We start from the raw sequence: 12,044 nt of genomic DNA on the forward strand, positions 1-12,044 counted from the left end.
TGTCGTGTCGTGTCGTGTCGTGTGAAGTGTTCGTCATTCTTTGAGCCTTTGTATCACCTGAATATGTCTCGACGTAACGCAGAATTTTTGCAGGATTACCCGCTACCACGGCACCTGCCGGCACGTTCTTCGTGACAACGGCTCCCGCACCAATCATTGACGATTTCCCAATCGTGATCCCTGGCAATAGCGTGGCGTTTGCACCGATACTTGCGTTGCGCTCTATAGTTACGCCGGAGAATTTTTCTGGATAAGCCTTGGATCGCGGGTACGGGTCATTGGTCAGCGTGACATTCGGGCCAATAAACACATCGTCTTCTATGCGTGTACCATCCCACAATTGAACGCCAGACTTTACAGTCACCCGGTCGCCAACAATCACATCCCCTTCAATCAGGGTTTGGGCGCATATGTTGCAGTCCCGGCCAATTTTTGCACCTTTGAGAATGACCACAAATTGCCAGACCTTTGTGCCCTCACCTATGGAGCATTCGGCAACGTCAGCAAGGGGATGTATGAAGCTCATTGGCTCACCTGCTTCAGGAAATCGTCATAATCCCGGATGTAGTCGGATTCATCATAATGCTCACTCGCGAGCACAAGCAGCACACAGTCTTTGCTGAAATCGTGCATTTCCCGCCAGACCAGATCCTCAATCACGAGGCCCTTGGTGGGGCAATCCAGCCAGACTTCTTCCCGGTTTGCGCCATCGTCCAGCACCATTCGGCATTTTCCGGCTACGCAGATGGCAACCTGTTTGAGATTCTTGTGGGCGTGGTAACCGCGGCTCACGCCCTGTTCGGTGTGGTAGATGTAGTACACGCGCTTGATATCGAAAGGGACGGCTTTGTCCATGCCGATTTCGACGGCCACCAGGCTACCGCGCTCGTCTCCAAGGCTCTGGAAGTCGATCCATTTCACCAAGCTCATGCGCTTTCACCTTGCTGCGGGTACTTTTCAGCCTGGTCAAAGGAAACGGCCTGCTTGTCTTTCTGGGATACAAGGGGTTCTGCACCGTTATCCAGTGGCCATTTTATCGCGAGTTCTTGGTCTGCCCAATGGATTGAGCGTTCATGCTCCGGTGCGTATAGGTCTGTGCACTTGTACTGAAAATCCGCCGTGTCGCTCGTCACCAGAAATCCATGGGCAAACCCCGGTGGCACCCACAATATTCGGTTGTTCTCTTCCGAGAGGTATTCCCCTACCCACTGGCCAAAGGTGGGTGAGTTGGTGCGCAGGTCTACGGCTACATCAAACACTTCACCACGGGTTACGCGCACCAGTTTGCCCTGGGGCTGTTTGATCTGGTAGTGCAGGCCGCGCAGGGTGTTTTTCACCGAGCGGCTGTGGTTGTCCTGTACGAAAGTGGCGTTGATGCCCGCTTCGCGGAAGGCTTTTTCGTTCCAGGTTTCCATGAAGAAGCCGCGTTCGTCTCCGAACACTTTGGGTTCGATGAGTTTTACGGCGGGAATCTTGGTTTCGGTGATTTTCATAGAGTTGGCTTACTTGGATTTGACCAGTTTTTTCAGGTAGACGCCGTAGCTGTTCTTTTTGAGGTTTTCGGCCTCGGCCAGCAGTTGCTCCTCGCCGATGAAGCCCATGCGGTAGGCGACTTCTTCCAGGCAGGCGATTTTCAGGCCCTGGCGTTTCTCCAGGGTTTCGATAAAGCCGCTGGCTTCGTGCAGGGAGTCAAAGGTGCCGGTGTCCAGCCAGGCGAAGCCGCGGCCCAGCAATTCGACGTTCAGATCGCCCCGTTCCAGGTAGGCCTGGTTGACGCTGGTGATTTCCAGTTCGCCCCGGTGGCTGGGTTCTACCTGTTTGGCGATGTTGACTACGTCGTTGTCGTAGAAGTAGAGGCCGGTTACGGCGTAATCGGATTTCGGGTTGGCCGGTTTTTCTTCGATGGAGATGGCGCGATGGTTGTCGTCAAACTCGACTACGCCGAAGCGTTCCGGGTCGGTTACCTGGTAGCCGAATACGGTGGCGCCCTTCTCTCGCTTGGCAGCGGCTTGCAGCATGTTACTGAGGCCCTGGCCGTAGTAGATGTTATCGCCCAGTACCAGGCATACGCTGTCATCGCCGATGAAGTCTTCGCCGATGATAAAGGCCTGGGCGAGGCCGTCCGGGCTGGGTTGTTCGGCGTAGTTGAGGTTGATGCCCCATTGGCTACCGTCGCCCAGCAGGCGCTGGAAGCCTTGTTGGTCTTCGGGGGTGGTGATGATAAGGATATCCCGGATGCCCGCCAGCATGAGTACGGAGAGCGGGTAGTAGATCATGGGTTTGTCGTACACCGGGAGGAGCTGTTTGGAGATGCCTCTGGTGATTGGGTAGAGGCGGGTGCCGGAGCCGCCGGCCAGGATTATTCCTTTCACTTTTGCTTCCTTTGATTTTGGTGCAGAGGGGTCTGTCAACGTAGGGACAGACCCCTAGTGTCCCTGGACACATAAAATTTACAGGTGCATTTCCACTTTCAGGCAATCTTTGAAGTGTTTTGCCCACTTGCTGGCTGCCGTGACTTTACTCGGGCCGATCTCTTCGAGTATGGAGAATGAGTGGTCGCCTTTGCTGTAGCTACCTTTGCGCGTACTTTTTGTGGCTTCTTTGAGGCCTTTGTAAACCTCGCTTTTGGCGACTTTTTCTATCCCTCTGTTGGTGCTGGGCAACTTGTTTTCTTTGAATCCTGAGCCGTAATAGCCCTTCAAAGCGGGAATATCGGCCAGAAACCAGTTTTCCATACATTCGACCATCAGGTGGCAGTCGGCAGCCGTTGCACTCGGGGGTGCTGTCCAACCATCGCCTTCACGCTGTTGTAAATGTGGCCATGGGTCAAACTCATGTTCCTTTTTAACCGGCGCTTCGCTGTCAACCAACAGCATGGCTTTCTTACCTTGTTTTACGGCGGTACAGAACTGTTCGTAGGCGTTTCTGCGGCTTCCGCACGCTACCAGCTTCGGCATTGAACCCTTGAAGCCCATCTTCTGTATGAATTTGTTAAACGCTTTACGGCAGCGAGCTTTCAGTTGCGGCTCATCTCCGCCACCTTCGATGTAAATGGTTACCAACGTGTGCCTCCCAGCTCGCCGCTTGTCCATAATTGCCCCAGGCGATAGTTCTCTAACCAGGGCTGCAATTCTTCCCTATTTAGCCGGTTAATTCTGGTGCCTTGCTCTATGTCTCGTTCACAGATCAGGATGCTTTCTGGCTGGTTTGTCATGGCATCTACCAGCACATCGGAGTGCGTAGTTACGATGAGCTGTGTTCGTTCAGAGGTTTCAATCAGCAGGTCTGCAATAACTGGCAATATATCGGGGTGCAGGCCCAGTTCCGGTTCTTCCAGGCAAATCAATGGCTGCGGTTGCGGATGGCACAGTATAGCCAGCAGGCACAAGTACCGCAGAGTGCCATCAGACAGGCGCGTGGCCGGGATCATGTTGCGGCCTTCCTGGAAGAAGACCTGCACGGTTCCGCCTTCAATTTGTACGTCGAAGTCGTCTATGCCTTCGTAGAGGTTGCCAAGGGCTTCGAGTAGCCTTTGCTTTGCTTCGGGCTCTCTCCTCAGTCGGTTTAAAACCAATCCGAGGTTGCTGGCATCGGGTAACAGATGCTCGTTTGGTAAGTCTGCCTTTTGTGGAATGCGGGGTTTGGTGAAACGCCCAAAACTCCACTCACGGTAGAGCCCTATTTTTCCCAGCGCTTTGCCTAAGTAGGTGATTTCCGGGTATTGGTCTGGGTCTTTTCGCTGGGCAAGAATTGAACGATTGAATTCTATGTCTTCCTGGCGCAACTCCCGGTTATCACCTTTTACGTTCAGAGTTGGCCTGCCACCGTTGAAGTGATAAAAGAAGTAGGGGTTCTCATGCCCATCTACGGGATTTTCGTTTTCTACCCGCTCATCCTCAATGGTGAAGCGTTGGTACTCTTCCCGAAACTCCAAACAGTATCGCAGCGGCTGCGGGCCGTTAGGGTTAGCCAGAACGGCATCCAGCAATGCCGTGCGGTACTTGTTTTGATGGCCGCCTTTCCACAACCAGTCACGTACACCGCCGCCATCGCTCAGGACGGTTCTGAAATCCGACGGTGCGGAACGAAGAAGATCAATGGCTTCAATAAAGTTGGATTTCCCCGAGCCATTGGGACCTATCAGTATGTTGAGGTTGCCAAGCGGCACGGTTTCTGTTGCCGAGCCAAAGCTGAGCAGCCCCTTCAGGCGAAGGGCTTTTAGGAACATGTGGTTGCTCTCATTTCTATTAGTCTGTACGGAGGATACCACTTTACTCAGTTCTCAAGATATTCGCCGAGAGTCAGCGCCAATTGGCTTTGCCAGTCTGGGAGCTGGATGTTCAGGGCTTGTTGCAGCTTGTTTACGTCCATCCTTGAGTTCAGCGGGCGTGTTGCCGGTGTTGGGTAGTCGCTGGTTGGGATGGGGTTTGCTTTTGTGTTTTTACCGGCCAGGCGGAAGATTTCTTTGGCGAAGCCTTGCCAGCTGGTTTCGCCGGTTGGGGCCAGGTGGTAGAGGCCTGCTTGCAGTTTACCGTTTATGGCCAGTGCGGTTACCTGGGCGATAAGCCTTGCCGGGGTGGGTGCGCCGATCTGGTCTGCCACTATGTTGAGTTCGGTTTTGCTTTCGGCCAGGCGCAGCATGGTTTTCATGAAGTTATTGCCGCGGGCACTGTAGACCCAACTGGTGCGAAAGATGAGGTGGTCTGCTCCGCTTTGCTGGATGGCTTCGTCGCCTTCAAGCTTGGTTTGGCCGTATACGCTCAGGGGGCCGGTTGGGCTGGCTTCCTGCCACGGGGTTGTGCCGGTGCCGGGGTAGACGTAATCACTACTGTAGTGAACCAGGCGTGCGTTGTTGGCCTTTGCGTATTCTGCAAGCTGTTTGGGTAAGCCGGCGTTGAGGCGTTGGGCTTCGGCTTGCTGGTTTTCGGCGGCGTCTACGGCTGTCCAGGCGGCGGCGTTTACGATCAGCTCTGGTCTGGTTTGGGCCAGGTAGTTATTTACGGCTTCTTCGTTGGTTAGGTCGAGCTCTTCTCTGCCCGGGGCGGTGATGGGGCCCAGGGGGGAGAGGGTTCGGTGGAGTTCGAAGCCGACTTGGCCGGTTTTTCCTAACAGGAGTATTTTCATGGTATTGGTGTTTGGGGTCAGTCCACGCTGGGACAGACCCTGTCGAGGCCTTGGTTCATTGGTCTGAAAATTTTAACTCGCTACGCCTAGCCGCTCGCGCTGATAGCTGCCGTCTTGTACTCGTTGGCACCAGTCGAGGTTGTCGAGATACCACTGGACGGTTTTGCGGATGCCAGTTTCGAAGGTTTCTTCGGGCGCCCAGCCGAGTTCTTTCTGGATTTTGCTGGCGTCTATGGCGTAGCGCATGTCGTGGCCGGGGCGGTCTTTTACGTTAGTGATCAGGTCCCGATAGCTGCGTTCCTGTGGGCGGAGTTCCTGGAGTATGTCGCAGATGGTGTGTACCACTTCAATGTTCTTTTTTTCGTTGTGGCCGCCGATGTTATAGGTTTCGCCGGGTTTGCCTTCGGTGACAACTTTATAGAGGGCGCGGGCATGGTCCTCAACAAATAGCCAGTCACGGATCTGGTCGCCTTTGCCGTACACCGGGAGCGATTTGCCTTCCAGGGCGTTGAGGATCATCAATGGGATGAGCTTTTCCGGGAAGTGGTAGGGGCCGTAGTTGTTGGAGCAGTTGGTGACCAGTACCGGCAGGCCGTAGGTGCGTTGCCAGGCGCGTACCAGGTGGTCGGAGCTGGCTTTGCTAGCTGAGTACGGGCTGCTTGGGGCGTAAGCCGTTTGTTCGGTGAACAGGTGTTCTTCCGCATCGGCCGCTTCGCTTGGGTGCGGGAGGTCGCCGTAGACTTCGTCTGTGCTGATGTGGTGGAAGCGGAAGCTGGCTTTCTTTTCCGCCTCTAGCGCCTGCCAGTATTGGCGGGTGGCTTCCAGCAGGGTGTAGGTGCCTACGATGTTGGTTTCGATGAACTCGGCCGGGCCGTCTATGGAGCGGTCTACGTGGCTTTCGGCAGCCAGGTGCATGATGGCGTCTGGCTGGTGTTGGGCCAGTACGCGGTCTACTTCGGCTCGGTTGCAGATGTCGACTTGTTCGAAAGCGTAGCGCTCGTTATCGCTGACCTCGGCCAGGCTTTCCAGGTTGCCGGCGTAGGTTAGTTTGTCCAGGTTGACCACTTCATCGTTGGTGTGGGTGATGATGTGGCGGATGACTGCGGAGCCTATGAAGCCGGCGCCGCCGGTGACTAGTAGTTTCATTTGGTGCTGTACTCTGAGCTTGGTGATTGTCGCTGGCAGAGGGGTGGGGTCTGACCCCGTTCGGGGTCAGACCCCTTTGTAGACTGCTTGGTTGAGTTATTCTTTTAGCTTGGGGGCGAAGAAGAACGATCTTAGCAGCACGATGAGTATGCCAAGCAGGCCGCCAGTCATGGTGGCTACCATGGCGATCAAGCGGCGCTTGGGTTGGCTTGGCACTTCCGGAACGACGGCCGGGTCTATGGTTTTGAAGACATATTCCGGGCTTGAGTGCGCCAGCATGACTTTTCGGGTTTCGGATTCAATGAGCTGGAAGAAGACTTGCTGCATGCCGGCGATGCTGGTTTCCTGGATTTTGTTTTCCAGGTAGCGAATGCTGTTTTCGGCTTCTTGTACGTCTAGCCTGCGCATGTGTTCGTTGATGTCTTGCACCAGGTTTTGCACGATTTCCTGGGCGAACTTGGGAGATTGGTGCTGGAAGGAGATGGACACCATTCCGGTGTTTTTGTTGGCACCAATGCCCATCAGGCTGCGAGTTCGGTTGACCAGGTTCCAGCTGGAAGGTTCTGCGCCTTGCCACTGGGTGGTTTCCGGGTTGTAACGCTCGGGATCGTATTCCAGCTCTCCGGTGGCGGCGTTCCAGCGTTTAACGGCGGTGAGTTGGGGGGCGTAGTTGTGGCGTTCTATAAAATCGCTGAGGAAGGCGCGGCTTCTGAGGATTTCCTGGGCGATGACTGATTGGTTAGAGCCTTCGCCGCCGAGATTGACGCCCGCCAGGCTTGCCAGGCCCTGGAGGCCGCCGCCGGTTTTGGCGCCGCTGCCGTCTTTCGGGGCCAGGGTGGCCTGGGCAATGTAGATATCAGGTTGCGATTTGGCATAGACGATGCCGGCTACGGCGCAGATGACGGTTAGGGCTATGATGAGCCATTTGCCTTGCCAGAGGTCTGCGAAGATGGCGCGTAGGTCTATTTCGTCGTCTGGGTAGTTCTGGGTTTGGTTCTGTTCGGCCACGGATCTTGTGCCTTTGTTTAGTTTGGGTGCCTGGTGGGTCAGACCCCGTTCGGGGTCAGACCCTGGCCCGTTTCGGCCACTGGTTTTTTGCCTTGGTTTAGCTTGGGTGCCTGGTGGGTCAGACCCCGTTTGGGGTCAGACCCTGGCCTGTTTCGGCCACGGATTATGTTCCTTGGTTTGGCTTGGGTGCCTGGTGGGTCAGACCCCGTTTGGGGTCAGACCCTGGCCAATCGAGCCTATCAGTCTCGGAAGCTTCTTACGGCGGCGGCGCCCAGGGCTACCTGGTAGATGATCTGGCTTACGTCTTTGGCCAGTTCTATGCTGCTGAGCTGCGACAGGTTGAGGGGCACTACGATGGTATCGCCGGGTTCAACGGGGTTGGTTCTGCCGAACCAGCGGCTTTGGTTGGGCACGGTGACGGAGCCGTCGGCTTTGATCACGTAGATGCGCTGTTCGTCTGCCTGGAAGGCCAGACCACCACTGCGGTTGATGTAGTCTCGGATGCTGAGGGTGGCATCGTGCAGGTGGCTGGTGGCGAATTGCACTTCACCCATTACGCTGACTGCCTGGGAGATCTCGGGGATAGTGAGAGTATCACCATCTTGCAGGCGTACATCGCGAGCGGTGTTGCCGGCAAGCAGCTCAGGCAGATCAATCACCAAGCGGCCTACGGCTTGGGCGTCTGCCACTTGATCCAGCACGCGAATGACGGTTTCGTCATCACCTTCTACGGTGTCGACTTCCCCGGGGGACTGCGGGCCGCTGATGGCGAGATCACGGCGGAGGCGGCGCTGGGCTTCGTTCAAGCGTTGCTGTTCCTGTTCACGCAGCCGCTCTCGTGTAAATACAGCCCCTTTGGCGTAGGCAAACTCGGTTAGCCCCCCTGCCCTTTCGATAACTTGGGCAAGTGTTTCACCGCGGCGGATGGTGTAGGTGCCCGGGAAGTTAACTTCGCCTTCCAGTGTAACGGTTTGTTGCAGGTTCAGGTCCGGTATTTGTTTGATGTGTATGCGATCTGTGGGTTGCAGGGTGAGGCTTTGGTGGTCCGGGTTTTGGAGTTCCAGTTTAACCAACTCACTCTCGGCTCTTTGAGCCGTAAGGCGCTGACGAATCAATTCCGCTTCCAGCTGGTAGGAGGCGTTGGTCAGGCCACCGGCATAGGCCAGCAAATCTCGTACTGTAGTGCCTGGAAGCAAGGGGTAACTGCCGGGGTGGCGAACCGCGCCTGTGATACTTACAACGGTGGGTTGCTGGCCGGGTAGCAGGTTTTGGCGAAGCTCTTCCAGCAGAGGCTCCAGAAGATTGCCACGGTTTTCGGTACGGCTGAACACCAGAATTCTGTCCATTTCCTGCACAGGGAGGTTGTCGCTGGAATTGGGGTTGTTCAGTGCGTTGCCGGGGTTGTAGCGAATGGCCTGTGGTACGCGGCCCAGTTCCCCTTGGCGGCGAATCAGCATGCCGAATTCCAGATCTGCACTGACCAGCGAATTGTTGCCGCGCGCCACCCCACCGGCAAAATGAATCATGTCGTTGATACTGTGATTTTCCAGCAGCGGATACGTACCCGGGTGGCGAACCGCACCGGCTACGGAAACCAGGGCGGGTAGTTCGTCAATATTTAACCCCTGCCTAAAAGCGCCGAGCACTGGCTCGAGCATGCCTTGGCGAGATTCGCCATCTTTGAACAGGAGAACGCTATCGCGCTCTTTCAGAATGGGATCAGCCTGGGTGCCGGACTGAGCAATGACGTCTCTCGGGGTAAACCGGCGCAGGCTGACATCGAAGTTTTCCCCTGTACGGCTGACGATAACACCGAAATCCAGATCGGCATCGTCGTTCAAATGATCATCGCGGTTGTTCAGGAGCCTGGATAAGCGCATACCACGTTGCCACTGGTAGGTTCCGCTGATGGGCGAAGCGCCGCGTACCTCGACGGACCCGCGCAGGCGATCGTGAATTTTGCCGATTCGCAGGGTATCGCCGTTAACCAGTTGTTGGTTTTTGCTGTTAGCAAAATTGAGGTCTAGCAAGGTGCGCTTGCTGTCGGGGCGCAGGCGGGAGATTTGTATTTTGCTTGGGTCTGCCTCTGCTCTGAGGCCTCCGGCCAGCTTGATGGCCTGCTCTAAGGTGTTTTTCTGGCCTAACTCGTACACGGCAGGGCGAACCACGGCGCCGCTTACCGATACTCGTTGGCTGGCCGCAGGTATGAAGATGACGTCACCGGATTCCAGCTGCAGATCCGCACCGCGATCGCCCGCGAGCATCAGATCGTATAGGTCAAAGTGACTGACGGTTTCGCCATTGCGGATGAGGCGTATGTTACGGAGGCTGCCGCTGATTTTTATACCGCCACTCACACTCAGAGCGTGGCTAAGAGTTGAGAAAGCGCTGACCGAGTATACCCCGGGATTTCTGGACTCACCGGTAAGGAACACGCTGATGCTGCGCAGTTCACCCAGTGACACAAAGCTTTCTACACCGATAAACCGCTCGCGAATCAGGCCCTGCAGGTAACTGCGGAGTTCTTCGAGCGTTTTGCCATGTACGTTTACGGGGCCAACCTGAGGTATTTCGATGGTACCGGAACGGCTAACGGTTAGGCTCAGATCTTGGTTTTCCCGGCCAGTTAGCAGTACTCGAATTTCATCACCCGGGCCTACACGGTAGCCAACAGGCACCGGAGCATCACTGGAAGCCACGAACGACGTAGGCTCGCCGGCAAACATTTCGTAGCCGAATGGCAACAAGTCGTCGCTACCCAAGCCGCTAGCGGCCCGCCACTTTCTATATTCTTCTTTGAGGATTTGTTCGGCGGTTTTTTCTTCTTTCTCTTCTTTGTCTTCACCCTGCTCAGATCTGCCTGGCTGTGACGCCCCCGAACCTGAAGTTTGCGGCGCCACCTGAACGCGGTCACCCAGAGGCACTACACCAGGTTGCTTGCCCTCTTGGGGAACTTGCTGCTGAGACTGGCCAGACGTTTCATTTGCTCCGCCCTGACTGCGCTTTGCCTGCTGATATTGCTGCATCAACTGCTGGCGCTGGCTTTCTGGCAGGGCGTCCAGCTGGCGCTGTTGCTCGGGGGTTAAGGTGAGAGCGCTGGCGTGCTGAGCGGCGATCAGTGCCAGGGTAACTAGCAAGGTTTTTAAGTAGGGGCGGATCACTTTGGTGCCTTTTGGGGTTTGCTTTATTTTGGTGCGCAGGGCTAGAACCGATATGTCCAGCTGGCTGAGGCGGCGAATTGGTCTTTTTTGCCGCTGATGTATTCGACTTTTTTGTCGGTGGCCTGGAGGTTCAGGTCTAGCCAGCCGTTGAGTACCTGGGTGCCGTAGCCGAGCTGCAGTATTGCTATATCCTGGCTGTTTGCCGGGGCGGTGTAGAACACTTTGTCGTTGGGGGCGACTACTCTGGTGCTGCCGTCTTTGTTGAGTTCGGCGTAGCTGGCTTTGGCGGTGATGTTGCTGCCGCCGGGCAGAAAGTGGTAGGCGCCCAAGGTGACGGCTACAGCGTCGCCTTCAAAGCTGGTGGCCATGTTACGGCCGTAGTGGCGGTAGCCGGTGCGGTAGCGGCTGTGCTCGAAGGCTACGTTGGGCACGGCGCTGCCCATGAAGTCGTCGGCCAGGGTGTTTGCGTATTCCAGAAACCATTGTTGATCGGCATTGAATAGCTGGCTGGTCCAGTCTGCACCCATTAACCAGGATTTCTTTCCGGGGAAGGCGCCTGCTTCGTCTTCGCCCATCATCTCCATGTAAAGGCCCATGCTTTGCTGGCCGATGCTGAAGCCGTAGCGGATATCGATACTGCCCAACTGATCGCCGGGGTCGTCTTCTTCCAACTGGCCATTGTCGCGGCCGATCAGTGCGTTCCAGATGGTGGAAGCGCCCTCTGGCCGCCCTTCCCCACCGAAGATAATGGCGCGGGACAAGCCTATGTCCAGACCGTTTACGGGGCGGAAGCTGAAGCGCATGCCGATGAGCTTGGCTTCGGGTACCGCGCGGTCTTTTTCAAACTGGCCGGTTAGCAGGGTGGCGTTCCAGGGGCCGAGCCAGCTTAGCCAGGGTGTTTCGAAGGCGCTTGGGTCGTTCCGGGTTATCCAAACCGAGGGCACCGGCCGGGCGTTGTTGGAGAGTATCAGGCTGGATTGCCAACCCGGCCCCCACCAACGGTCGATAGCGCCGGCGCCGAATACCCAGTTGCTTGCGGTGGCGGCCAGGTAACTGCCGTCCAGGCGGAATTCTTCGTCGTCGTCCGGATCATGAGCATAGGCGGGCTTGAGGCCTGCGGCCCAGGCGTTGCCTTGCCACTGCAGATTGAACGAGGCACCGGCTTTGGCCAGGGCGTTGTTCTGAAATCCGGTGAAAGCCGGGATGTCTGACTGGGCGTTTACGTTGAATTCTGCCCGGAACCCCGGCTGAGCTTGTTGTTCCTGCTCAAACCTCAAATAGGCGCTGGCCATGCCGACGGATGGCAGGTCGGCGTTGGTGCTGGTTTGGGTGCCGTTTTCCAGTGCTGCCCAGTTGATGGGCCAGGTGGTTACGGAGCGGTCCAGGTGGCCACGGTCTGCGAGTTTTTGTACGGCAAAACGGGCCCGGGGGTCGCCCGGTTCCAGCCAGGGAGCTGCTGCGATGGAAAAGCTGCTCAGGCACGCTACCGCCCCACCGACCAGGGCCCAGTGTTTTGAGGTCATAGAATTCTAATTATCTTGAGACAAGGATATAACGAAAAAGCGGGAGGAAAGTTCCTAACGCGGTCCTTGTCAGGTTGTTTAT

11 protein-coding genes are annotated in these 12,044 nt (G+C 56.2%); all 11 read right to left on the reverse strand.

Features of this window, described 5'->3' with window-relative positions; genetic code table 11:
* On the reverse strand, positions 1–526 hold a 526-nt coding region (locus J122_RS24935), incomplete at its 3' end, for an acyltransferase (protein ID WP_082780520.1).
* Entirely contained in the window at positions 523–930 is a 408-nt protein-coding gene (locus J122_RS24940; protein ID WP_061331449.1) for a sugar 3,4-ketoisomerase, read from the reverse strand. The genes J122_RS24935 and J122_RS24940, both read right to left, overlap by 4 nt.
* A complete protein-coding gene (gene rfbC / locus J122_RS04920; RefSeq protein WP_061331450.1) occupies positions 927–1,493 on the reverse strand; it encodes a dTDP-4-dehydrorhamnose 3,5-epimerase in 567 nt (188 codons plus the stop codon). Before rfbC ends, J122_RS24940 begins: the two co-directional genes overlap by 4 nt.
* 9 nt (positions 1,494–1,502) lie before the next feature.
* A complete protein-coding gene (rfbA, locus tag J122_RS04925; protein WP_061331451.1) occupies positions 1,503–2,372 on the reverse strand; it encodes a glucose-1-phosphate thymidylyltransferase RfbA in 870 nt (289 codons plus the stop codon).
* A 78-nt stretch (positions 2,373–2,450) separates the two neighbouring features.
* Positions 2,451–3,062, reverse strand: a complete 612-nt coding sequence (locus J122_RS04930) for a DUF4276 family protein (protein ID WP_227510103.1) — start codon at positions 3,060–3,062, stop codon at positions 2,451–2,453.
* The gene (locus J122_RS04935) at positions 3,056–4,228 is read right to left on the reverse strand and encodes an AAA family ATPase (protein WP_061331453.1); all 1,173 of its coding nucleotides are present in this window, start codon (positions 4,226–4,228) and stop codon (positions 3,056–3,058) included. The genes J122_RS04930 and J122_RS04935 overlap by 7 nt, the downstream gene beginning before the upstream one ends.
* Positions 4,229–4,275: 47 nt before the next feature.
* The gene (rfbD, locus tag J122_RS04940; RefSeq protein ID WP_061331454.1) at positions 4,276–5,124 is read right to left on the reverse strand and encodes a dTDP-4-dehydrorhamnose reductase; all 849 of its coding nucleotides are present in this window, start codon (positions 5,122–5,124) and stop codon (positions 4,276–4,278) included.
* Positions 5,125–5,196: 72 nt separating this feature from the next.
* Complete coding sequence (gene rfbB, locus J122_RS04945; protein WP_061331455.1) at positions 5,197–6,270, reverse strand: dTDP-glucose 4,6-dehydratase; 1,074 nt, start codon at positions 6,268–6,270, stop codon at positions 5,197–5,199.
* A 96-nt stretch (positions 6,271–6,366) separates the two neighbouring features.
* Positions 6,367–7,278: a Wzz/FepE/Etk N-terminal domain-containing protein gene (locus tag J122_RS04950; RefSeq protein WP_061331456.1), complete on the reverse strand. Its 912-nt coding sequence runs from the start codon at positions 7,276–7,278 to the stop codon at positions 6,367–6,369.
* Between the two features lie 239 nt (positions 7,279–7,517).
* Entirely contained in the window at positions 7,518–10,439 is a 2,922-nt protein-coding gene (locus tag J122_RS04955) for an SLBB domain-containing protein (protein ID WP_061331457.1), read from the reverse strand.
* A gap of 41 nt (positions 10,440–10,480) precedes the next feature.
* A complete protein-coding gene (locus J122_RS04960) occupies positions 10,481–11,962 on the reverse strand; it encodes a capsule assembly Wzi family protein (RefSeq protein ID WP_061331458.1) in 1,482 nt (493 codons plus the stop codon).
* Between the last annotated feature and the right edge of the window lie 82 nt (positions 11,963–12,044).

The sequence above is a fragment of the Marinobacter excellens LAMA 842 genome (assembly GCF_001574445.1).
GTDB lineage: Bacteria > Pseudomonadota > Gammaproteobacteria > Pseudomonadales > Oleiphilaceae > Marinobacter > Marinobacter shengliensis.